Consider the following 21,675-nt stretch of genomic DNA (forward strand, 5'->3'; position numbering starts at 1 on the left):
ATTTTACGCTACCTTGCCACCGTTGCCACCGCCTCGCCGCCGCAGGCCGCCAGACGTGCGGCCACCGCCATCATCGGTTATCCTGCGTCTTCGGCTGACAAACAAGAGTAAGACAGTTCCCATTTAGGTTTGTCACCCTCCTCGTCAGACTTATCCGACGAATATTTAACACTCATTCACGCAACCTGATGATCTTATGCAGAAATTACGCTTTATTATTGCCGGCCTCGTTGGCCTTGCCGTCACCTTTGGCACCCAGGCGGAAGAAAAACGCTATATCTCCGATGAACTCATCACCTACCTCCACAGCGGACCGGGCAACCAGTACCGTATCGTCGGCACGCTGAAGGCGGGTGAAGAAGTCTCCGTCGTGGAAGTCAACGAGGGGGCGGGCTATGCCCAGATCCGCGACAGCAAAGGCCGCGCCAGCTGGATCCCGCTCGATCAGCTGAGCCAGATGCCCAGCCTGCGCACCCGCGTGCCGGATCTGGAGAATCAGGTGAAAGTCCTGACCGACAAGCTGACCAATATCGACCAGAGCTGGAACCAGCGTACCGCTGATATGCAGCAGAAAGTCGCCGCCAGCGATAACGTGATCACCGGGCTACAGCGCGAAAATCAGGATTTGAAAAATCAGCTGGTCGTGGCGCAGAAGAAGGTCAACGCCGCCAACGTGCAGTTAGATGACAAACAGCGCACGCTGATCCTGCAGTGGTTCATGTACGGCGGCGGCGTAGCGGGCGCAGGTCTGCTGCTGGGGCTGGTGTTGCCGCATCTGATCCCGCGTCGCAAGAAAAACGATCGCTGGATGGGCTAAATCTTTGCCCGTCGTCAAACCCGACACTGAACATCAATAAAGGTTATAGTGAGCCATCGTCACTAAGAAACCATTGATTCAGGAGTTGGGTTTGAAGATTTACCTTGTGGGTGGCGCGGTGCGCGATGGTTTATTGCATCAACCCGTCACCGAGCGCGACTGGGTGGTGGTCGGCGCCACGCCCGAAACACTGTTAAAACTCGGCTATCAGCAGGTCGGCAGGGATTTCCCCGTCTTTCTGCATCCCACCAGCCGTGAAGAGTACGCCCTGGCCCGAACGGAACGTAAATCCGGGCAGGGATATACCGGTTTTGTCTGCAACGCCAGTCCGGATGTGACGCTGGAAGAGGATCTCCTGCGCCGCGATCTGACCATCAACGCCATCGCGCAAGAAGAAGACGGCAGCCTGATCGATCCCTACGGCGGCCAGCGCGATCTCGAATCCAAACAGCTGCGTCACGTTTCCGACGCGTTCGGCGAAGATCCGCTGCGGGTGTTGCGCGTTGCGCGATTCGCCGCCCGCTACGCCCATCTCGGCTTTACGATTGCGCCGGAAACGCTGGCGCTGATGCGTCGGATGGTCGACAGCGGCGAACTCGACAGCCTGACGCCGGAGCGCGTGTGGAAAGAGACCGAAAAGGCGCTGGGGTCGAACTCGCCTCAGGTCTATTTCGAGCGGCTGCGGGACTGCGGCGCGCTGCAGGTCTTGTTCCCCGAAATCGACAATCTGTTTGGCGTCCCTGCGCCTGCGCAATGGCATCCGGAAATCGACACCGGCGTTCATGTCATGATGACGCTGGCGATCGCGGCGCAGCTCAGCCCCGAGATCGACGTGCGGTTCGCCTCGCTGTGCCACGACGTCGGCAAAGGCCTGACGCCGCCATCGCTGTGGCCGCGCCACCACGGACACGGTCCGGCAGGCATCAAACTGATTGAAGCGCTGTGTCAACGGCTGCGGATCCCCAATCAGATACGCGATTTGGCGAAACTGGTGGCGGAGTACCATGATCTGCTGCATACCGCGCCGATCCTGCAGCCTAAGACGCTGCTGAAGCTGTTCGACAGCATTGACGTCTGGCGCAAACCCCATCGTCTGGACCAGCTGATCCTCACCAGCGAAGCCGATGCGCGCGGGCGAACCGGCTTCGAGGACAAGCCTTATCCGCAGGGTGATTATCTGCGCGAAGCCTTCAAGGTCGCCAGCAGCGTCACCAGCGCACAGGTCGTGGCCGATGGCTTCCGCAATGCGGCGATCCGCGACGAACTGCACTGGCGCCGCCGCCGTGCGCTGCAGAACTGGAAAGACCAGCAGGACGCGGACTAAAAAAACGGCCTTTCCTTTATGCGTCGCCGCAGGGGGGAAAGGCCGTGTGTTGAGCAACGCCGGTCGCGGGGATGTTCCCGCTCTGTTACATGAAGATCAGATACACCGCCGCACCGACGATGAAACGATAAATGGCGAAGGGCACAAACGACATCCGTTTAATCACCGCCAGAAACGTTTTGATCGCGATCATGGCGACGAAGAACGCCGTGAGGAAGCCGATGGCGAACATCGGCAGCGCAGACCAGCTCATCAGGTGCCAATTCTTATACAAATCCAGCCCGCTGGCCCCCAGCATCATCGGCACCGCCAGGATGAAGGAGAACTCCGACGCCGCATAGCGGCTGACGCCCGTCAGCATGCCGCCGGAGATGGTCGCGCCGGAACGGGAAAATCCCGGCCATAGCGCCAGACATTGAAAACATCCGATGTAGAAAGCCTGGCGATAGCTAATATCATCCAGCCCCTCCGCGCGCGGGGTTTTAGGACGCCATTTTTCGGCAATCAGCAGCAAAATACCGCCGGCGATCAGCGCCCATGCCACCATCTGCGGATTAAACAGCGTTTTAATAGCATCGTGGAAAAGCATCCCCAGCACCACCGCCGGTCCCATGCCCAACAAGATATGCACCAGCGTCAACCGCCCTGTGGGCTTGATGCCCTCATGGGGCTGGCGACCGAAATGGATGCCGATCAGGCCGAACATACGCCGCCAGAACACGACGACCACCGCCAGAATAGACCCCAGCTGAATCACCACCTCGAAGGTTTTCGACAGATCGTTCTCAAATCCCAACCAATGACCGACCAGGATCATATGCCCAGTCGAGGAGACCGGTAAAAACTCCGTCAGACCCTCGACGATCCCAAGGATAAACGCCACCAGCAACGTGTATGAATCTGTCATTACCTGTTCAGCTCCATCAAACCGTAACCATAAAAAAGCGGCCTCGCTGCACGCGAGCCGCTGCATATGAAACGACATTAAAATAATGAGATTACGAGTTAATGACCTTAGGAAGGGTCTCTAATCATGACATACCGGAATTATCTCATCCCTCGCTCGATCACCACGCCGACCGCGCGAGCCTGAGCGACTGCCCCCGGTTTGCTGACTTTGAGACGCATCCACGGTATCCCGAATCGTTTCATCAGCGTTTGGACCACATCTTCGGCCACGCGTTCAACCAGCGCGAACCGCTGTGTGGAAACCAGTTCAATCACCGCCTCGCTGACATCCGCATAGCTTAGACAATCTTTGACGTCATCGCTGGCGGCGGCGGCGCGGTTGTCCCATCCCATTTCAATATCAAACACCAGCTTCTGCTGGATGGTCTGCTCCCAGTCGTAAACGCCGATCGTGGTAATCACGCTAAGTTCTTCGATAAATACGATATCCATTACCCTTACCCTCTGTTTTTGCGGCTGCCGGATACCACTTCCGGCGGAATATGCGTATTATCCTTGGATGCTAATATTAAAACGACCTTTATTAGACGGACGCATATTATGAGTGCTACCGCGCTGGGAATGATTATCCTCGCGTATCTGTGCGGCTCGATTTCCAGTGCGATTCTGGTCTGTAGGATCGCCGGATTGCCAGACCCACGCGAAAACGGTTCGGGAAACCCGGGTGCCACCAACGTGTTGCGCGTCGGCGGTAAAGGAGCCGCAGCTGCCGTACTGCTCTTCGATATTCTCAAAGGAATGCTGCCGGTGTGGGGCGCTTATGAGCTGGGCGTCGCCCCTTTTTATCTCGGTTTGATCGCCATCGCCGCCTGTCTGGGCCATATCTACCCACTGTTCTTTCGCTTCCACGGCGGTAAAGGGGTGGCGACGGCGTTCGGCGCCATCGCGCCTATCGGCTGGGACTTGACGGGATTGATGACGGGGACGTGGCTGTTGACCGTGCTCCTCAGCGGGTATTCGTCGCTCGGCGCTATTGTGAGTGCGCTCATCGCGCCGTTTTACGTCTGGTGGTTTAAACCCCAGTTGACCTTCCCTGTCGCCATGCTCTCCTGCCTGATTCTGGTCCGCCACCACGACAACATTCAGCGTTTATGGCGCGGTCAGGAAGCCAAAATCTGGAAAAAACGACGCAGGAAAGCTTCTTCATCCTCTTCTGAACAAAAATAACCCGCATCGCTTTGTTGACGACGCCGCTGACACGCGGCGCCGCCTGAGTGCCGGTTAGCTGCGGGCAATCGCGGCCGACGGCTCATTGCCTAGCTTAAACAGCGCCATACTGGCCGCCAGTTCCATCGCCTGTTCTTCCAGCGAACGCGTCGCAGAAGCCGACTCCTCCACCAGTGAGGCATTCTGCTGCGCCACGCTATCCATCTGCGAAACGGCGGTATTAACCTGATCGATGCCGTTGCTTTGCTCACGGGTCGCGGTGGAAATCTCGCCCATTAGCGTCGTGACCTGCACCACGGCGGACGAAACGTCCTTCATGGTGTCACCAGCGACCTGGGCGATTTCCGTGCCTTCACGCACCTGTACCTGCGAATCTTCCAATAGCGTTTTGATCTCTTTGGCAGACTGCGCGCTGCGCTGGGCCAGACTACGGACCTCGCCGGCCACCACGGCGAAGCCGCGTCCCTGCTCGCCTGCACGCGCTGCTTCAACCGCCGCATTCAGCGCCAGTATGTTGGTCTGGAAAGCGATACCATCGATCATGGCCAGGATATCCGCCACGCTTGCCGTACTCTGGGAGATCAGCTCCATTTTTTCCAGCATCCGACGAACGGCGTCGCTGCCCTTGTCGGCGATATCGGCCACGTTCTGCGACAGCAGATAGGCCTGGTCGGCGCTTTCCGCATTCAGTTTCACCGTAGAGGACAGCTGTTCCATGCTGGCGGCGGTCTGCTCCAATGACGCCGCTGACTCCTCGGTGCGCTCCGCCAGATTGACGTTGCCGGCGGACAGCTCTCGCGTGCCGATCTCAATGTGACTCCCCGCATCGCGCACTCGCCCGACGGCATTCGCCAACGCGTCCTGCATCATCTTCATCGCCTGAATCAGGCGGCCGATTTCATTCTTGCCGCCGTCTTCAATGTGCTGGGACAGATCGCCGCCAGCAATGACTTCCAACTGATAGACAGAGCGATTCAACGGCTGCAGGATTAGACGCTTGATCACGACCCAAGCCACGCCGGACAGCAACAGCGTCAGCACGCAGGAAAGGCCGATAATCGACAGGCGGCTCAACGCCAGCTCTTCGGCTTTGGTCAGCAGATTATCTCCCACCATGACGGCGAAGACGCGAAAGTCGTTGATGGCTTTATCCATGGCCATGCTATAAGGCACCACAACGTCTTGTGTGATTTTGTAGAACTCGTTGGTATCGCCTTTTTTTAACGCATCCATCATCGGGTTGATGCCCAGATTACGGTAACTTTCATAGCTGGTTTTGATCTGCTCGGCCAGAACGGCCCCTTTGGCGGTCACCGTGCCGTATGCCAAAAACTCATCCATATCCTTGCGAGAACGATCCAGATAACTTTCAACGCGCGACAGCGTTTCTTTCGCCCGAGTGACGTTGCCCTCATCCATTTGCCGTGCGGCCTGATAGGCGGTGGTGCGGGCTCGCAACGTCGCCGTATAGCTTGCCGCCAGCGTCCCCAGTTCTTTCCCCTGTATTTTATCGATCGAGCTTAACGAAGCATTTCCCTGGCTGATGGCATTAGCGCCGATACCGCTGACCAAAAGCAGCAGTAATACCATGACGCTCAACAACACAATCAGGCTGGACTTCACCGTGATATTTTTCAACATCCCAAAATCCCTCTTAACTTAATGAAAAAGCCATAAAAAATAGATAAATCTCATTAAAGAAGCCCCCTTTTTATCGGAACATCACCCTTACTCTTCAATTATATTAATTATTATATTGGTCATGGTTAGCTTGCTATTAACCGCCACTATGACGTAAGCCCCCGGCTGAAGCAGCCTGGGTCCCGCGGCACGTCGGACCGACGTCCGGACTGCTAAAAACCGCGACTTTCACGACGAGTTGGCTATAATGACCGCCACTCCATTTCTGGTTTGAAAGAGAAGGAAACCGACATGAGCTTGAATACGGTGCCGGCAGGCAAATCGCTTCCGGAAGATATTTATGTAGTCATCGAAATTCCCGCGAATTCCGATCCCATCAAATATGAAGTAGACAAAGAAACTGGCGCGCTGTTTGTCGACCGCTTTATGTCTACGGCGATGTTCTACCCGTGCAACTACGGTTACATCAACCACACCCTGTCTCTGGATGGCGATCCGGTCGACGTACTGGTTCCAACCCCGTACCCGCTGCAGCCAGGCTCAGTGATCCGCTGCCGTCCGGTCGGCGTGCTGAAAATGACCGACGAATCCGGTGAAGATGCCAAGGTGGTTGCCGTACCGCACAGTAAACTGAGCAAAGAGTACGAGCACATTCAGGATGTGAACGACCTGCCTGAACTGCTGCGTGCGCAGATCGGCCATTTCTTTGAACACTACAAAGATCTGGAAAAAGGCAAGTGGGTGAAAGTGGAAGGCTGGGACAACGCTGAAGCCGCTAAAGCGGAAATCGTTGCTTCTTTCGAACGCGCCAAAAACAAGTAATCCCGACGGTGACGGCGCAGTGGGAAGACGTTCCCGGCAGCGCATGACCTGTCCCTGCAAGGGGGCTGAGGCTTAATGTCTCAGCCCCCTTGGCATTTAAACGCCGCCCGTTTTTCTCCCCCCACGCCCTTTCGCGATCGCGCGCATTGACGGTAAGGAAGGAAAAATGGAGAGGCATTCCCTGACGATAGGCATAAAAAAAAACACCGCCACTGACGGTGTTTTTTATTTACTGAAGCAGAATGAAAAACGATTTCCCGGTTTTTACGCCTCCCCCGTCATGAGCAAAGCGCCGCATGTCGGGGTAGCAGAACGATGAAAGGCCGTTACGCTTCGTCGTCGCGTTTAGACCAGTCGCCGCTACTGATGCGCCGCAGACCGGTCACGGGGCGCTGATAAAGATAAATCCAGGCGCTCCCGTAGGGGGTGAAAATCAGCTTGCGCTGATATTCGCCACCGTCTCGTTTTAAAGCATCCAACTCGGTCAGGATGGAGGAACTAATGCGATAGACTTCGCCGTAGACAGCCCCTTCACCCGCCACTGCCGCCGGATAGTGACCCAAGTCATACAACTCATAGCCTTCGAGCTGATGGTCGCCTAACCATTGCGCATGGGTCATCCAATGACTATTTCCCTGTTTGCGTCGTAAACTGCCATAGACAATAATTCGCATCGCTAAAACTCGAACTGATAGAGCACATCTAATGCCTGACTGACGCCAGACACCGCCTCCAGATATAGTTTCGGCATTAAACGATAACGCAGCGTTAACGTTGCCAGTGAATCAAATATGCCAACGCCATATTTGACTTGCAGGCCCGGCGCGACGTAACCGCTGACAACGACTTGCGAATTGTCGCCAGCGCCCTGTGTGTCCAGAGCTAAATTGCTTACGCCAAAAGCCTCGCCGATTTTACCCACAACTTGACCTGTCTGCGCAACCCCCAGACCGATCAATGCTGAGGTCATCATTGAGCTATCGGTTCCGCTGCTATCCAGTCCCTGACCGCGTAGCAGATAGGACAATGCTTCCTGCTGCGACATAGTCGGATCGGAGAAAACCTCCAACTTGGGCGCCGAGGCGGAGCCGGTGACGCGAATCCCTACCGTGACATCATCTTCGGTGTTGTCAGGGTTACGAATCGCCTCAATATTCAGCATCGGCTGTCCCGGCGGACCCGCGAATAACAGCTGACCTTTGCGAACCTGCAGATCCTGACCATACGCCTTGAATCGTCCGCTGGGAATATTGATTTGACCATTAAGGCCTAAACCACGCTCATCCTGCGCCACCTTTAAATCGCCCGCCAGATTGGCGGTCAGGCCGTAGGCGTCGAGTTTGACGTCATCTCCGATATGGATGGTCAAATTGCTGTTGATTGGAATCGAGGTCGATTTCTCCTGCGTCGGTTTCCCTTCCTCATTCAGCATGACTTCATCAGATGAGACGCCGACTGAACTGGCTGGCAAGTCATGTACTACGATGCGCGCCCACGGGATATTCACCGACCCATTTAGCGCCAGCAACTGCGGCGTGGCTTCGAAAACGATATCGGGCGACACATCCAGACGTACCATTGGCGGCACCGTCACTCGCATACGATCGCCTTTCACGGCAACGCGCGCTCGCCAGGCGTCCGGTTGCGACCAGTCGGCCCCCCCAGCCAAGTTGACCTGCCCTTGCGTGGTCTTGAGGAACCCTTGCAGCGTGGAGGACATCCCATTGAAGTACACCGCAAGGCGGCCATTCTTCAGATCGACCGGCATCCAGTTGCCGTCGATATCCAGTTTTTCCAGCACCATCTGCCCAAAGAGCTGCGGTCGCTCGACGTTGCCGCCCAGCCGCAGATTGGCGTTCAGAATGCCGGCAGCCTTCTCGCCCTGCTGCAAGGCCGGGTTGAGCATATCCAGCGACAGCGTATCGATGGTGACCGTACCGCTCAGGTTGCGGCGCTGCTGCGGATCGCTAATCAGCACGTCCCCGTTCAGACGGCCGTTGCCGCGGATCGCCATCCGCCAGCCGATTTTAGCCTGACCGCGGTCAAGACCGGCATTCAGCGTCAGCGTGTCAAACACGACCGGCAACGCGCCCCCCTGCATCTGTTGACGCACGCTCACACCGTCGCCATTCAGCGTGACTTTGGCCTGCGGCAGTCCGCCGCTTGCCTGCCAGCTCACATCGGCATCGCCGGAGAACCGCCCGGTCAGCACGGTGTCTTCACTCAGGAACGGTTCGAGCATCGCCAGATCGAAGCGATTAAGCCGCACGCTGGCATGTCCGCTGGGGCCGGCCTCAATCGGCTTAGGCACACACACTTCGGCATGCGGATTCACCCAACAGTGGGTGCCGACGGTGATTTTCTGCGCCGCCGCCAGATAGTCCAGCGACATGGCTTGCGTCAGCCGCCACTCGCCGACCGGCGTGTCAAAACGGGTATGGTTCAGCGTCCCGCGCCAGCGTTCCTGAGCGCGGTCGAAGCTACCGTTCAGCGCAAGCTGGCCGGAAACCGGCTCGCCTTTCACCGTGAGCTGAAGCTGATGTTTGGTTTCGTTGCCGCCCGCTTCCAGATCAACCGAGCTGACCTTCAGCGAACCCTGCGTGAGCTGGGCCACCTTAAGCGCCAGCGTCCCCTGGATCTGCTGGTCTGTGCGGACATCGCTTTTCAGATCGATACGCTGGATCCGCAGATCCTGCCAACGCAGCGAAGATGCCGTTAAGTCGGCGCGTACCTGAGGCGCGTCCCGACGGCCGTCCAGGTGGAGATTTCCGAGGATATGCCCGCCCAGACCAGGCAGCATGCCATTTAGCTCCGGCGCATTGATATCGGCCAACAGCTGCCAGCGATCGTCCAGTTTCCCCTTGACGTTGATCTGGTTGCGGCCGAGCGCCAGATTCAGTCCAGGCACGTTCCATAGCCCTGCCGCATTACCTCTCAGCGAACCTTTCGCCGTCAGCTTGTTCCGGCGTATGCTGCCGTCCATCTGCAACTGAGGCACCTGTACTTGCCAGTCGCTGCCGGACACCACTTTCCCATTAGCCTTGATGATGCCGTTAAGACGTAGCGGCCAGTCAGCCCACTGTCGGCCCGTATTGATCCCGCTGATGGTCAGCGCGCTGCTCCAGTTGATGGCATCGCGCCAATCGACTTTCGCGGTGATGTCGCTGTAGCCTTCGAACGCGTCGAGGCGCAGGTGCGCCAGCTCGAACTGCTGCAAGTCGCCCTTCCCTTCTACCCGCAGCGAAGCGGGCGGAACGGCGCTGCCGCGGATATCCCCCTTCACGTTAAGCGCATAGTCCGTCGCTTTACCGCCGAAATTCACCTGCAAATTGTTCATCTGATACTGCGCGGTGCCCGTCATCGGCCAGCGCAGTTGGGAACTTTGCAGCTTCAGCGTCAACGGCAGCCCCTGCTCGGCCAGCGCCGTATCGATATTCAGCTGCGCGCGCTGCGGGCCGGAGAGATTCATCGCCAGTTTCAGCTGCTGTCGCAAAGCGCCGTCAATCGTGAGCTTCAGGCGCTCTCCCTTCAACGGGTCGATATTGAGCGCGCCGTTGGCGTTAAAGGTCACCGGCCAGTCGCCGTTGAGCGTCGCCGCGCCGTTGGCGAACAGCGATCCCTGCGGAGACTGCACGCTGAACCGCTGTAGCGTCACCGCCTGTTTCAGCGTCGAGGCCTGGAGTTGCAGACGGTTGACGGTCACGTCCTGATCGCCGGTGACACGCAGCTGCTCGCCGGTGATATCCGTGATGGTAACGTCGAGCGGCAGGGTGATGGCCGGCATATCATTCAGCAGCGGTTTGGCGAACATCGCCTGCAGCCGTTCGCCTAACGGCGGTTCGGCGGGCGCTTTCTCCTTCGCCGCGTCCTTCACGTCCTTATCCTGAGAGGCTTTAGCCACCTGCGGCAGCGTCTGCGCGACGTCGCCCGCCGTCACGTCATCTTTAACGGCCAGCCCCACCGGGGTTTTAGGCAACGCGACCAGCAAAGAGATGATACGAGTAGGCTGGAGCGTCAGCGACCGCCCCTGCCAAAACATACCGGTTTGAAACTCCGCCAGCGACAGGGCGGTGTCGTCCACCGTCACACGGGTGTTTTGCAGGCTGAAATGTTGCAGGTCGAGCGTCAGCGGCGTGGAGATCTCCGTGATCGGCTCGCTGGCGGTCGTCGTCTCCTGAGAGGCAGGCGGCATGGCTTTTGTGTCCACCACCACGTCTAGCCCCTGCAACGACAGGTCGTTGATACACAGCTTACTGTGCCACAGACAGCTCGGAGTCAGAGCCAGATGCAGGCGGGTCGCCTTCACCGTCACGCCCGGCATCTGATAGCTGAAGTCCTGCAACGTCAGGTCGCGCCAGCCGCCGTCCACTTTCCCGATGGCTAATCCCGGCACCCAGCGTGTGGCCGAGTTCAGCATAAAATGCAGCCCTGGCGTTGTCGTCACCAGGAGCGTCAGCGCCACGAGCAGCGCTAATAATACGGCAATGAGGCCGATCCCGATTTTTTTCAACATACTCATAGTTCAGGCCCCAAACCAATGTAGAACTGTAAACCGTGTTTTTCCGGATCGCCGACAGGTCGTGCGATATCCAGCTTGATTGGCCCGACAGGGGACGCCCAACGGACGCCGACCCCCGCCCCGGTTTTAATGTCGCTCTGCTTAAAGTCATTAACCGCCTCGCCGCTGTCGATGAACGCCGCGCCCCACCACTTGCCGGTAATGTTATATTGATATTCAAGCGAGCCAGTCGCCAGTCGGGAGGCCCCGGTCAGCTTATCGTCGCCGTCTCGGGGAGAAATGGATTTGTATTTGTAGCCGCGAATGCTGCGATCGCCGCCGGCAAAGAAGCGCAGGGACGGCGGCACGCGTGAGAAACTGCCGGTTTCAATCCAACCCAAGTTGCCGCGCACGACGAATCGGTGTTTCTCTTCCCATGTACGGATCCAGACGTTCTGCGCCTGGAAGACGGAGAAGTCGATATCGGATCCCCAGGCGGTATTGGAAACGTCGATGGAGTAGCTTTGCGAATCTCCCCAAGTCGGCATCAACCCGCCCCGCTGACGGGTGCGGTTCACGTTGAAACCGGGGTAGAGCAGCATCGTCGTATCAGTCACCGACCCCTGAGTAAAGTGATCCAGACTCCAGCGCAGGTTGACCGAGCGCTGCCAGCCGCTTGAGTAGTTCCAGTAGCGGGCCACGTTCAGGGTGGTGGAATCCGCCTTGGTATCATTGAGGTCTTCACGCTTGAAACCGCCTTGCAGCAAGTAATACTGCTCCAGCGGGTTGGCGAGTAGCGGGATTTTATAGCTTAGATCCAGTTGCTGCTCCGGCGCCGAAACGCTGAAGCTGCTTTGCAGGCTGTGGCCGCTGGAGTTAACCCAGGGTTTATTCCAGGTTGTTTTTAGGCGCGGACCGACGTCTGTGGCGTAGCCGACCCCGGTTTCCACCGTGTTATGGGTACGTGGAGACAGCACCGCCTCCATCGGCAGCTCTTTATTTTTGTTTTCTCTTCCCCGTTGCAGATCGGGGGAAACCACCACGGAATTGAACCATCCGGTGGATGACAGTCGGCGGTTGAATTCGCCCAGCTGTTCAGAGGTATAATAATCACCTTCATGGAAAGGCAGCAGCGCGCGAACATACTCTTCGCGGATCTGCGATCCTTCAATGCTCAACGCGCCGAAGCGGTAGCGATCGCCGCTGTCGTAGTCGATGTCCCAGAAGGCTTGATGAGTCGAGTCCATCACCCCCAGTTGGCTTTTGAGAAAATGTGCGTCGAAGTAGCCTTTGCTGACGGCGAGTGTATTCAGCTCGCTTTTAAAATCGTCATAGTCGCCGTGATTGAGAACCGTACCCAGCGCCGGCGCTTTTTCTTTCCGCAGCTTCAGGAAATCCTCATCATTGCGAGCATACCCTTCAATGGCGACATCGACACCGGCGATTTTTACGGGTTCTCCCGGCGACACGTTGACCCTCAGCACCGGTCGGCCTCCGTTGACCGCCGGTAAGAACTGAAAGTCGATGTCAGGATCGTAGTAGCCAAGCGCCCGCAAACCTTGCCGGATGGCATTGTTGACGCGGGACCGGAAACGTCCATCGGCGCTGACTTCGTCGGCGGTAATGGTAGACAGCTGCGCCCGGACGTTCTTTTGCAGTTCGCCCGTCAGCCCTGTCACCTGCAAACGGACATTGGAAGCGGCGCCAACAGACGCACTCGCCAGCAGTAATCCGCACACCCCTATCGCACGGCATAAGCGGATGCCGCCGGTACGATAAAAATTCCTCTTCAATGTAAAAATCGCCACTGCGCTCCCTGATCACCCTATAGAATTAAATTGTTTCTCTTTAGCCATAGATATTAGCCGGTAAAGCCTAAAATATAGTGTATACAAGGGGAAACTGACTCGCACACCCTTTTATCCCGCCCGGAAATTCCCGGAACCGTAACCGATAACGATGATTCAAACCGTCAATGGGAGCTAAACGTGGTCTTACTTTTTGATAAAACGCAGTCGATAAGCCAGTCCGACGCGCTGCCTGGTCGGTCAACGCCGATGCCTGTCGCCCGGCTCCATGTGGTCAATCAGCACTCGATGACGCATGTCCCGGAGGGAATGCACGTCGCCATTTTCGCGATGGGCTGTTTCTGGGGCGTAGAACGCCTGTTCTGGGAACAAGCGGGCGTCTACAGTACGGCAGCTGGCTACAGCGGCGGCTATACGCCGAACCCCACCTATCGGGAAGTCTGTACCGGTAAAACCGGTCATGCAGAAGTAGTACGGGTGGTGTTCGACCCGGCGGTCATCAGCTACGAGAAGCTGCTGCAAATCTTCTGGGAAAATCATGATCCGGCTCAGGGGATGCGACAAGGGGGTGATGTCGGCACGCAATACCGTTCAGCGATCTACACACTGACGGCACAGCATGAACATGCGGCGATAGAGAGCCGACAGCGCTTCCAGCAGGCAATGGCAGCCGCGGGCGATAAGCGAACGGTCTCCACCGAAATCGCAGAGGCCGGTCCGTTTTACTATGCGGAAGAAGAGCATCAGCAGTATCTGTACAAAAATCCGGAAGGGTATTGCGGGCTAGGCGGCATCGGCGTTTGTTTACCGCCGCAGCGCTAATTTTACTGAACGCCGTCGCGTTAAAAACGACGGCGTTTTTTCCTTTTTGAAACGCCATTTTAACGGCCTGCAGATCGCCTCACGCCAGTGCTGGCGGTTCTTTGACCGCTCCTGCTATAATGCCGCCGGCATGAGGCTGATAATCGGCCTTGTCCACGGCTCCCTGCCGTTGGTTCATGATTATTTTCCTTCCTGAGGATCGCCCTGTCTATTGAGGCAAAGCGAAAAAACTATGTTAAACAGTTTGTTATTAATTATTTTTCTTATCGCCGTTAGCGCATTTTTCTCCGTATCTGAAATTTCCCTGGCTGCATCGCGCAAAATAAAGCTCAAACTCATGGCGGACGAGGGCAACCAGAACGCCGAACGCGTGATGAAGCTCCAGGAGACGCCCGGTATTTTCTTTACCGTCATTCAGATCGGCGTCAACGCCGTAGCCATTCTCGCCGGTGTCGTCGGCGACGCCGCCTTCTCCCCCTACTTTACTATGCTTTTCGATAATGTGATGTCGCCGGAAATGGCCGAGCGCGTCAGCTTTATTTGCTCCTTTGTGCTGGTTACCAGCCTGTTTATTCTGCTTGGCGATTTGACGCCGAAACGCATAGGCATGATCGCCCCCGAAACGGTTGCCGTTCGGATCATCAACCCCATGCGCTTCTGCTTGTTGATATTCCGGCCGCTGGTATGGCTGTTTAATGGTCTGGCGAACATGATTTTCCGGATGCTCAAGCTGCCGATGGTGCGTAAGGACGACATTACGTCGGACGACATCTACGCGGTGGTGGAAGCAGGCGCGTTGGCTGGTGTGTTGCGCAAGCAGGAACATGAGCTGATCGAAAACGTGTTCGAGCTGGAATCCCGCACCGTCCCGTCCTCCATGACCTCTCGTGAGAGCGTGGTGTTCTTCGACCTGCATGCGGACGAAGAAAGCATCAAGCAGAAAATCGCCCAGCAACCGCATTCCAAATTCCTGGTTTGCGACGGCCATATCGATCAGATCGTAGGCTACGTCGACTCCAAAGACCTGCTGAACCGAGTTCTGGGCAATCAGAGCCTGGAACTGACCAGCGGCGTACAAATTCGCCCAGCGCTGATCGTACCGGATACGCTGACGCTGTCCGAAGCGCTGGAAAGCTTCAAGACGGCGGGCGAAGACTTCGCGGTGATTCTGAATGAATATGCGCTGGTGGTCGGCATCATCACCCTCAACGACGTAATGACAACGCTGATGGGCGACTTGGTGGGACAGGGACTGGAAGAGCAGATCGTCGCTCGTGACGCCAACTCCTGGCTGATTGAGGGCGGTACGCCGATCGACGACGTGATGCGTGTGCTGAATATCGACGACTTCCCCCACTCCGGCAACTACGAAACCATCGGCGGTTTCATGATGTACACCCTGCGTAAAATTCCCAAGCGGACCGATTTCGTGCGTTTCGCTGGCTACAAGTTCGAAGTGGTGGATATCGACAGCTACAAGATAGACCAGCTCCTGGTAACCCGACTGGAGGACAAACCGGCGGGAAGCGCTGGCCCGGATGTCAGCATCGTGTAGCCGTAAGGCTGCCTTTCACTCATTAAAAAAGGCCCGTTTATGGGCCTTTTTTGACGTTGGATAACCGCATAACTTATCGATGCCCCTCATACCGGCGCGGATCCGAATCTGTTCTTTTCACACATTACACATCAATTTTTTGCATGTGTCGCAACAGTCCGGTCCGTCGTTTCCAACATCCTATCGCGAGGGCGGCAGTCGGCGTTAAGCCAGCTCTGACTGCAGTTTCATAACCTGACGGTTGACTTCAGACATGACTTCAAGATGCTGCTTGTCTTTCTTTTTCGGCAGTAAAATCTTGCCGTAGTCAAACTCAAAAGCACCAACCCCTTTGATGTACAACCGTCCGCGAAACAAGGTCTTAACGTATTTAGCGACTTTAAAGGGATTATAGCGTTCGAAGATCCTCATACATCCTCTCCTTACGTTGTTCCAAAAGTGCGTCTCCTGCCACCAACCCGGCACAGGGTGTATGACACACCAAGCTTTATCCTACATTTAGGGTCGATATTTAATGGGAAGTTCCCTATAAGCCAGCATTATTTATCGCTTTTACATTAGTTTACGGAACAGAAAAACGCAAAATTTGATAAATCAGAATAAACCTTCAAATACCAGGGTGATACAGAACAGTATTGACGAGAGACGTCTTTCGCCACTTCAGCCTGTTCATTTTCCTGTGCGGTGTTATACCGTCTTTCTATGACAGAATAACGACAGCACATAGAGGTTTCGGACAATCCTCATAAAACTTTAACGTTCGTAATGTGAGAGATGGCGTGAACAGCCTTTGAAAGGCTCCGGACCCGGCACACCGGCCCGGAGAACCCTTAGGCGGGATTAATATAGGGAAACGCGAAATCCGGGATTCAGGAACGATTCGCTTGGAAAATAAGACAGCGGCTGCCCTTTCCAGTCATTGACCTGCGCGCCCGCCGCCAGCGCTACAGCATGCCCTGCGGCCGTATCCCATACGCTGGTAGGCCCGAAACGCGGATAAAGCTGCGCTTTTCCTTCCGCCACCAGGCAGAATTTCAACGATGAACCGATAGCGACAGTTTGATGATCGCCTAACTGGGCGAGGTAGTCCTGCAGTTCCGCGTCCGCATGGGAACGGCTGACCACAACCAGCGGCGGACGAGCGTCCTGCACCTGGATCGGCAGACGGACGCCACACTCCTCTTTCCAGGCTTTGCCCTCCGCTGCGGCGTACATCACGCCGGTCACCGGCACATAGACCACACCCAGCACCGGTTTACCGTCTTCGATCAACGCGATATTGACGGTGAATTCACCGTTGCGACCAATAAACTCTTTCGTCCCGTCCAGCGGATCCACCAGCCAATAACGCTGCCAGTGCTGGCGTTCGGACCACGGCGGCGGGTCCTCTTCAGACAACAAAGGGATCATCGGATAGGCCGCCGTCAGCCCGTGGGCAATGACTTTGTGCGCGGCGATATCGGCGGCGGTTACCGGCGAGTCATCCTGCTTATGTCTGACCTCAACCGGTTCCTGTCCCTCATAGATTTGCATGATGGCATCACCCGCCTCACGCGCTAGCTGGCAAATATGTTCTAGCATGATGTCTCCTCTCTACCGGTTGTCGAGGCCGCCTGACGCCCCGTAGGATAACGCTGAAAAGGGATGGACCGGCCATGATCCTACAGGCCAGGGCCGCTTCCACACGCCCATCATCTTCAGGGATGATACTTCATCTGTTCATCATGATTATATGGGATATGCCCTTCACTACCACCTCGCAAAGACACCTCATCATAAGACACCGGCGAGGACGGGGGTGAGGAAGACATTCACGTCTGGCGACGTCATACAAGAGAACTCTCGAAGACATTGCCGTGCTCACCATCAGAATGACAGCAAAGTACACGCCGAGATTTAGACAACGTTGTGGGTCATCGCTATTTCAGTGATATTCAAGACTCGCTCCGCCAGTGTCTGGGGTAGGCTTTAAGGCCGGAAATGACAAGGGATACCGCAACTGCTGGCATCCCTTGAGGTTCGTTAATGGCTGGTCAGGCCGGACGGCATGGCGGGATGTGTTCGCCCTCCGCTTGAATAGTGATCACCGGCGACGGTCATCGTCCCGATGGTGACGACGTCCACGGTCCCAGTCAGGGCCACGGTGGTGGCGATCCTCCCGATAAACCCGCGGCGGCGGCTGCACGACAATCACTCTCGGCGGCGGCTCATAGTAATGACGCGGTGGCGGTGGTGGCCTGTGGTAGTGGTGACGCTCACGCCAATAATCAGGATCGCGCCAGTAGCGGCCATCCCAGTAGTAACCTCGTCTGTCGCGATCGCCAATGTGCAGTTGCACCCCCGGCAGAGACAGGCTCAGGCTGTCGGCTTGCGCGGCGGGCGCCGTATACATCACGCTTGCCAAAACGGCAGCGAACCACAGCGGTTTAATCATCGTTATACCCTCTGCATAGCCGCGATGCGGCGTATGCCAACGGTATACGGGGATTCCCCCCAGCGCTCTATCGGAAAAAGGCTAATTTCCTGTTATTAAGCTTACACCAGCATTTCCTGCCACAAAAAGGTCGTCAGGCCATACAGAGTCGAGCAAAATTCGTTCATCACGCCTGCCAGTGGTGACAAAACACCTGATGTTCCGTCGCCGCAGGAGGACATGATAGGTTTTCGCTACGCGCACACCGCTTCAGCATGCGGACAGCGGGTATGAGACGGCGGCCGGAGCGGGCTGGGCGGATCGCCGCTCAGCGGCGCTTGCTGAGTTCGCGCGCCGGGATCCATCGACGGCAATGAGCTTAGCAATGCGCGCGGCTACGACCACTGGCACTACGCTCTCGTTGCGCGCTATTTCCATCACGGCGGACAGTGGCAGGATGGCGCAGAAATTGGAACGCCGCAGGGGCCAGTCAAATCAACAGGATGGGGGTATTACGTCATGGTGGGGTATCACTTCTAACAGTGCGCGTCGACGTTCGGCGTCATCGCAATAAAACTTGATGTCAGACAGCCCGTCGACTGTCTGACCTCTTCCTGAATTACAGGATTTCCAGCAGCTCGACTTCGAAAATCAGCGCGCTGAACGGCGGGATGGACGCGCCAGCGCCACGTTCGCCATACGCCAGTTCCTGCGGGATATACAGCTCCCACTTGGAACCGACCGGCATCAGAGTCAGTGCTTCCACCCAACCGGGGATAACGCCGCTCACCGGGAATTCCGCCGGCTGGCCGCGCTGTACGGAGCTGTCGAAGACCGTACCGTCGATCAGACGACCGGTGTAGTGCACACGCACGCGATCCTGACGGGCGGGAATGCCGCCTTCGCCCTGAGTCAGAACACGGAACTGAAGACCGGACTCGGTGCTGCTCACGCCTTCTTTCTGCGCATTCTCTTCCAGGAAACGCTGACCTTCTACCGCCAGTTCACGCTGACGTTCGCGGCGCACCGCGTCCGCACGTTCATGGACTTCACGCAGCGCACGGTGAACGACGTCGACCGGTACGGCGGGCGCCTGTCCGTCAAGAGCATCACGCAGGCCGGCGACCAGCGCTTCAGGAAGCAGACCTTCCAGACCCGACTCCTGTAACTGTTGACCGATCTGCAGGCCGATGCCGTAGCTTGCCTGGGCTTCTACGCTGTCATAAGAAGGCGTTGTCATTGATGTTCCTTTTTCTGTAAAAATTGCGAGCGTGCAGCATAACAGCGTGAGGTTTATGGGTAAAATTTTCTCTGTCCGGCCCCGCCGGACGCGCACTGACACACCTAGTGACCGATAGCGTGGACTCCGCCCCAAAAGCGCGCTGACTTACTGGCTATCCTTGAAGGATTACCGATATACTCAAGGCGTTTTTACCTTACACGGTAGCAAGAGAGGTCATCATGGGCAGAATCGCGCCCAGGAGAAGTAAAAACCGCTGGGATTCCCGTATGCTGTGGCAATCCTGCCAACGTTGGTGGCGCCGACGGCCTTGGCCGTTCAGCATCGCTGATGAGACGCCAGCACGGAGATCGTCCGCATCTTCCGCCGCGCGGCGCAATCCTTATGGCCGAATCTCGCTGCTGTTGCGTCAGCTGTGGCATCTGCCGGACGGGTTTCAGTGGATGGAACCGCTGCCCTATCCGCATCGCCGCTGGCTGCTTATTGCGGCGGCGTTGCTCCTGCTCGTGCTGCTCTGGCCCTATTCTCCAACCCCGCAGCCCACTCGCGTCGCCAACCCAACGAACGTTCCGCTAACCTCTGAACCGGCACCGGTGCAGGCCAGGTTGGCGGATCCGGCGCCGCGCGCTGACTCAGTCCCCGCGCCGGATCAACCCGAAGCGCCCCCTGCCGCTGCCGAAAAACCGTGGCAAAACTATCAGATAGCCGCGGGACAAACATTGGCGCAGCTCTTCCGCGCTCACAATCTGCCGGTCAACGATGTGTTTGCGATGGCGCAGGTCGAAGGCAACGACAAACCTCTGAGCAGCCTTCATGCGGGACAAAAGGTCAGACTGCGACTGAATGCGCAGGACGTCGTGTCGGAATTAGAGATCGATACGACGGATAACCAGACGGTGCAGTTCGTCCGTCAGCCGGACGGCGCATTTGTTCGTACACGCTAGACGTCGCGTGATGACGGAATAAAAATCATAAATACTAAGAAAGCGGGCGCTTTCTGTCAGCGGAGAGTGCCTGTTGTCACTACAGATCCAGACTCGATTCCCCTCCCCCAGAAATGCAAAACGCTGGCGCAAGGCCAGCGTTTTACGACGTTAACGTCAGCGTAAATTACGCTTCAGCAACGATAACCACGTTCAGCTTAGCGAAAACGTCGCTGTGAACCTGGAAGCTCACTTCGTGTTCGCCCAGAGTACGCAGAACGCCTTCCGGCAGACGGACTTCGCTTTTCGCAACTTCAACGCCTGCTGCGGTAACCGCATCAGCGATGTCACGAGTACCGATAGAACCGAACAGTTTACCTTCATCACCCGCTTTGGAAGCGATGGTGACGTTAGCCAGTTCGTTCAGTTTAGCGGCGCGAGCTTCAGCTGCGGCCAGAACGTCAGCCAGTTTGGCTTCCAGTTCAGCGCGACGAGCTTCGAAGAACTCAACGTTTTTCTTGGTTGCCGGCACAGCTTTGCCCTGCGGAACCAGGAAGTTACGAGCGTAGCCCGCTTTAACGTTTACCTGGTCGCCCAGGCTGCCCAGGTTTGCTACTTTATCAAGCAGAATAACTTGCATTACCTTATCCTCTCAAAGTCTTGTTATTAGACAGCGGCCGATTACTGATGACGATCGGTGTACGGCAGCAAAGACAGGTAGCGCGCGCGCTTGATAGCACGGGCCAGTTGACGCTGATATTTTGCACGCGTACCGGTGATACGGCTCGGTACAATTTTACCACTTTCAGTGATGTAGTTTTTCAGCGTAGCGATGTCTTTATAGTCAATCTCTTGAACGCCTTCCGCGGTGAAACGGCAGAACTTGCGACGACGGAAATAACGTGCCATTTGGCTAGTCTCCAGAATCTATCAATTCAATCTGCTCGGCATGTAAAACAACTTTGTTCAGACCATTGCGCCCTTGGTGGCAACTAATGAAACCATGAACAGTGAGTTGCATGCCGACCGTTATACTGTGAGTCAATGCTTGTGACGGGTGTCCACTGACAACCACGGGCATACGACACCATGCTTGCCGGTTTAATCCGGCTTCCTCTTGCAAAGAACGGTGCTCAAGCACGAACTGGCAGTGAGGAATACCTGAAGGACTGACTTTTCGAATGGGCGTCTTGCACACGGTGCCGGACAGTACCAGTCGATTCGTCTTCGTCACGGCAAATTACTCTGCAGAATCCCCAGCTTCAGCATCATCGCTGGTTTCTGCGAAATCTTCACGACGCTCGCGGCGCTCGTCTTTCGCTTTTACCATCGGAGAAGCTTCAGTTACCGCGTGTTTAACGCGCATAACCATGCTGCGGATAACGGCGTCGTTGAAGCGGAAGTTTGTTTCCAGCTCATCGATCACTTCCTGCGGCGCTTCCACGTTCATCAGAACGTAGTGAGCTTTGTGCAGTTTGTTGATCGGGTAAGCCAGCTGACGGCGGCCCCAGTCTTCCAGACGGTGGATCGTACCTTCAGCACCAGTGATAGCACCGGTGTAACGTTCGATCATACCTGGAACCTGTTCGCTTTGGTCAGGATGAACCATAAAAACGATTTCGTAATGACGCATCGAATTGCTCCTTACGGATTATTCAGCCTCCTGTCAGGGTCAG

The 21,675-nt window shown here is 56.4% G+C and carries 21 protein-coding genes and 2 pseudogenes; 8 read left to right on the top strand and 15 right to left on the bottom strand.

The genetic code is table 11. The annotated features are described in order from the left end of the window. The first annotated feature begins 196 nt into the window (after positions 1-196). The gene (locus BLU64_RS07100) at positions 197-817 is read left to right on the top strand and encodes a TIGR04211 family SH3 domain-containing protein (protein ID WP_026741796.1); all 621 of its coding nucleotides are present in this window, start codon (positions 197-199) and stop codon (positions 815-817) included. 91 nt (positions 818-908) lie between these two features. Continuing rightward, positions 909-2,141 carry a multifunctional CCA addition/repair protein gene (locus BLU64_RS07105; RefSeq protein ID WP_074728240.1) on the top strand — a complete coding sequence of 411 codons (1,233 nt, stop codon included), beginning with the start codon at positions 909-911 and terminating at the stop codon, positions 2,139-2,141. Positions 2,142-2,226: 85 nt separating this feature from the next. On the opposite strand, the gene bacA is transcribed toward BLU64_RS07105, so the two are convergent. Together bacA and folB are read right to left on the bottom strand one after the other, a co-directional pair. Beyond that, positions 2,227-3,048: an undecaprenyl-diphosphate phosphatase gene (gene bacA, locus BLU64_RS07110; protein ID WP_026741794.1), complete on the bottom strand. Its 822-nt coding sequence runs from the start codon at positions 3,046-3,048 to the stop codon at positions 2,227-2,229. A gap of 140 nt (positions 3,049-3,188) precedes the next feature. After that, positions 3,189-3,542, bottom strand: a complete 354-nt coding sequence (folB, locus tag BLU64_RS07115) for a bifunctional dihydroneopterin aldolase/7,8-dihydroneopterin epimerase (protein WP_026741793.1) — start codon at positions 3,540-3,542, stop codon at positions 3,189-3,191. 108 nt (positions 3,543-3,650) lie between these two features. Between folB and plsY the strand changes: the two genes are divergently transcribed. After that, positions 3,651-4,277 (top strand): glycerol-3-phosphate 1-O-acyltransferase PlsY, encoded by a 627-nt coding sequence (plsY, locus tag BLU64_RS07120; RefSeq protein WP_026741792.1) that lies wholly within the window; start codon positions 3,651-3,653, stop codon positions 4,275-4,277. Positions 4,278-4,331: 54 nt separating this feature from the next. Here plsY and BLU64_RS07125 read toward each other — a convergent pair whose 3' ends face one another. After that, positions 4,332-5,918, bottom strand: coding sequence for a methyl-accepting chemotaxis protein (locus BLU64_RS07125; protein ID WP_074728242.1), 1,587 nt, complete (start codon positions 5,916-5,918; stop codon positions 4,332-4,334). Between the two features lie 291 nt (positions 5,919-6,209). Between BLU64_RS07125 and ppa the strand changes: the two genes are divergently transcribed. Next, complete coding sequence (ppa, locus tag BLU64_RS07130) at positions 6,210-6,740, top strand: inorganic diphosphatase (RefSeq protein ID WP_074728244.1); 531 nt, start codon at positions 6,210-6,212, stop codon at positions 6,738-6,740. Between the two features lie 326 nt (positions 6,741-7,066). On the opposite strand, the gene BLU64_RS07135 is transcribed toward ppa, so the two are convergent. The 3 genes from BLU64_RS07135 to tamA are packed head-to-tail and all read right to left on the bottom strand — an operon-like array spanning position 7,067 to position 13,001. Continuing rightward, entirely contained in the window at positions 7,067-7,414 is a 348-nt protein-coding gene (locus BLU64_RS07135) for a gamma-glutamylcyclotransferase family protein (protein WP_026741789.1), read from the bottom strand. A gap of 2 nt (positions 7,415-7,416) precedes the next feature. Continuing rightward, positions 7,417-11,259, bottom strand: coding sequence for an autotransporter assembly complex protein TamB (gene tamB / locus BLU64_RS07140; protein WP_074728246.1), 3,843 nt, complete (start codon positions 11,257-11,259; stop codon positions 7,417-7,419). After that, the gene (gene tamA / locus BLU64_RS07145) at positions 11,256-13,001 is read right to left on the bottom strand and encodes an autotransporter assembly complex protein TamA (RefSeq protein ID WP_410410015.1); all 1,746 of its coding nucleotides are present in this window, start codon (positions 12,999-13,001) and stop codon (positions 11,256-11,258) included. Before tamA ends, tamB begins: the two co-directional genes overlap by 4 nt. A 225-nt stretch (positions 13,002-13,226) precedes the next feature. On the opposite strand from tamA, the gene msrA reads away from it, so the two are divergent. Both msrA and paeA read left to right on the top strand, forming a co-directional pair. After that, positions 13,227-13,868 (top strand): peptide-methionine (S)-S-oxide reductase MsrA, encoded by a 642-nt coding sequence (gene msrA / locus BLU64_RS07150; RefSeq protein ID WP_026741786.1) that lies wholly within the window; start codon positions 13,227-13,229, stop codon positions 13,866-13,868. Positions 13,869-14,100: 232 nt separating this feature from the next. Then, entirely contained in the window at positions 14,101-15,423 is a 1,323-nt protein-coding gene (gene paeA / locus BLU64_RS07155) for a polyamine export protein PaeA (RefSeq protein ID WP_026741785.1), read from the top strand. A 204-nt stretch (positions 15,424-15,627) separates the two neighbouring features. Here the strand turns inward: paeA and BLU64_RS07160 are convergent, their stop codons facing one another. The 4 genes and pseudogenes from BLU64_RS07160 to BLU64_RS17595 all read right to left on the bottom strand — a co-directional run. Further along, the gene (locus BLU64_RS07160) at positions 15,628-15,834 is read right to left on the bottom strand and encodes a DUF1107 domain-containing protein (RefSeq protein ID WP_026739210.1); all 207 of its coding nucleotides are present in this window, start codon (positions 15,832-15,834) and stop codon (positions 15,628-15,630) included. 429 nt (positions 15,835-16,263) lie between these two features. Continuing rightward, a complete protein-coding gene (gene cysQ / locus BLU64_RS07165; protein ID WP_026741784.1) occupies positions 16,264-17,004 on the bottom strand; it encodes a 3'(2'),5'-bisphosphate nucleotidase CysQ in 741 nt (246 codons plus the stop codon). A gap of 502 nt (positions 17,005-17,506) precedes the next feature. Then, entirely contained in the window at positions 17,507-17,857 is a 351-nt protein-coding gene (locus tag BLU64_RS07170; protein ID WP_036152408.1) for a DUF2502 domain-containing protein, read from the bottom strand. A 236-nt stretch (positions 17,858-18,093) separates the two neighbouring features. Further along, positions 18,094-18,228, bottom strand: a pseudogene (locus tag BLU64_RS17595) (dipeptide/oligopeptide/nickel ABC transporter ATP-binding protein); the annotation flags it as partial. On the opposite strand from BLU64_RS17595, the pseudogene BLU64_RS07175 reads away from it, so the two are divergent. Further along, a pseudogene (locus BLU64_RS07175) lies at positions 18,224-18,376 on the top strand (outer membrane protein OmpK); the annotation flags it as partial. The pseudogenes BLU64_RS17595 and BLU64_RS07175 overlap by 5 nt on opposite strands. A gap of 79 nt (positions 18,377-18,455) precedes the next feature. Here BLU64_RS07175 and bamJ read toward each other — a convergent pair. Continuing rightward, positions 18,456-19,076 (bottom strand): BamJ family beta-barrel-assembly machinery protein, encoded by a 621-nt coding sequence (gene bamJ, locus BLU64_RS07180; RefSeq protein WP_074728248.1) that lies wholly within the window; start codon positions 19,074-19,076, stop codon positions 18,456-18,458. A 221-nt stretch (positions 19,077-19,297) separates the two neighbouring features. On the opposite strand from bamJ, the gene BLU64_RS07185 reads away from it, so the two are divergent. Then, positions 19,298-20,020: a LysM-like peptidoglycan-binding domain-containing protein gene (locus tag BLU64_RS07185; protein ID WP_026741782.1), complete on the top strand. Its 723-nt coding sequence runs from the start codon at positions 19,298-19,300 to the stop codon at positions 20,018-20,020. A gap of 166 nt (positions 20,021-20,186) precedes the next feature. Here the strand turns inward: BLU64_RS07185 and rplI are convergent, their stop codons facing one another. Genes rplI through rpsF form a run of 4 tightly spaced genes read right to left on the bottom strand, consistent with a single transcriptional unit; the run spans position 20,187 to position 21,632 of the window. Beyond that, positions 20,187-20,639, bottom strand: coding sequence for a 50S ribosomal protein L9 (rplI, locus tag BLU64_RS07190; protein ID WP_026739200.1), 453 nt, complete (start codon positions 20,637-20,639; stop codon positions 20,187-20,189). 41 nt (positions 20,640-20,680) lie between these two features. Continuing rightward, positions 20,681-20,908: a 30S ribosomal protein S18 gene (rpsR, locus tag BLU64_RS07195; RefSeq protein ID WP_000135199.1), complete on the bottom strand. Its 228-nt coding sequence runs from the start codon at positions 20,906-20,908 to the stop codon at positions 20,681-20,683. A gap of 4 nt (positions 20,909-20,912) precedes the next feature. After that, positions 20,913-21,233 carry a primosomal replication protein N gene (priB, locus tag BLU64_RS07200; protein ID WP_071999733.1) on the bottom strand — a complete coding sequence of 107 codons (321 nt, stop codon included), beginning with the start codon at positions 21,231-21,233 and terminating at the stop codon, positions 20,913-20,915. Between the two features lie 6 nt (positions 21,234-21,239). Beyond that, positions 21,240-21,632 carry a 30S ribosomal protein S6 gene (gene rpsF / locus BLU64_RS07205; protein ID WP_026739199.1) on the bottom strand — a complete coding sequence of 131 codons (393 nt, stop codon included), beginning with the start codon at positions 21,630-21,632 and terminating at the stop codon, positions 21,240-21,242. Positions 21,633-21,675 lie beyond the last annotated feature (43 nt).

This window comes from Lonsdalea quercina, assembly GCF_900107885.1.
Classification (GTDB): domain Bacteria; phylum Pseudomonadota; class Gammaproteobacteria; order Enterobacterales; family Enterobacteriaceae; genus Lonsdalea; species Lonsdalea quercina.

Excerpts from the sequence above, each read along its gene's own strand:
- BLU64_RS07135 (WP_026741789.1), bottom strand. The coding sequence starts at position 7,414 with ATGCGAATTATTGTCTATGGCAGTTTACGACGCAAACAGGGAAATAGT.
- ppa (WP_074728244.1), top strand. The coding sequence starts at position 6,210 with ATGAGCTTGAATACGGTGCCGGCAGGCAAATCGCTTCCGGAAGATATT.
- folB (WP_026741793.1), bottom strand. The coding sequence starts at position 3,542 with ATGGATATCGTATTTATCGAAGAACTTAGCGTGATTACCACGATCGGC.
- tamB (WP_074728246.1), bottom strand. The coding sequence starts at position 11,259 with ATGAGTATGTTGAAAAAAATCGGGATCGGCCTCATTGCCGTATTATTA.
- BLU64_RS07170 (WP_036152408.1), bottom strand. The coding sequence starts at position 17,857 with ATGATTAAACCGCTGTGGTTCGCTGCCGTTTTGGCAAGCGTGATGTAT.
- cysQ (WP_026741784.1), bottom strand. The coding sequence starts at position 17,004 with ATGCTAGAACATATTTGCCAGCTAGCGCGTGAGGCGGGTGATGCCATC.
- BLU64_RS07125 (WP_074728242.1), bottom strand. The coding sequence starts at position 5,918 with ATGTTGAAAAATATCACGGTGAAGTCCAGCCTGATTGTGTTGTTGAGC.
- plsY (WP_026741792.1), top strand. The coding sequence starts at position 3,651 with ATGAGTGCTACCGCGCTGGGAATGATTATCCTCGCGTATCTGTGCGGC.
- rpsR (WP_000135199.1), bottom strand. The coding sequence starts at position 20,908 with ATGGCACGTTATTTCCGTCGTCGCAAGTTCTGCCGTTTCACCGCGGAA.
- paeA (WP_026741785.1), top strand. The coding sequence starts at position 14,101 with ATGTTAAACAGTTTGTTATTAATTATTTTTCTTATCGCCGTTAGCGCA.
- rplI (WP_026739200.1), bottom strand. The coding sequence starts at position 20,639 with ATGCAAGTTATTCTGCTTGATAAAGTAGCAAACCTGGGCAGCCTGGGC.
- bacA (WP_026741794.1), bottom strand. The coding sequence starts at position 3,048 with ATGACAGATTCATACACGTTGCTGGTGGCGTTTATCCTTGGGATCGTC.
- rpsF (WP_026739199.1), bottom strand. The coding sequence starts at position 21,632 with ATGCGTCATTACGAAATCGTTTTTATGGTTCATCCTGACCAAAGCGAA.
- bamJ (WP_074728248.1), bottom strand. The coding sequence starts at position 19,076 with ATGACAACGCCTTCTTATGACAGCGTAGAAGCCCAGGCAAGCTACGGC.
- BLU64_RS07100 (WP_026741796.1), top strand. The coding sequence starts at position 197 with ATGCAGAAATTACGCTTTATTATTGCCGGCCTCGTTGGCCTTGCCGTC.
- BLU64_RS07185 (WP_026741782.1), top strand. The coding sequence starts at position 19,298 with ATGGGCAGAATCGCGCCCAGGAGAAGTAAAAACCGCTGGGATTCCCGT.
- BLU64_RS07160 (WP_026739210.1), bottom strand. The coding sequence starts at position 15,834 with ATGAGGATCTTCGAACGCTATAATCCCTTTAAAGTCGCTAAATACGTT.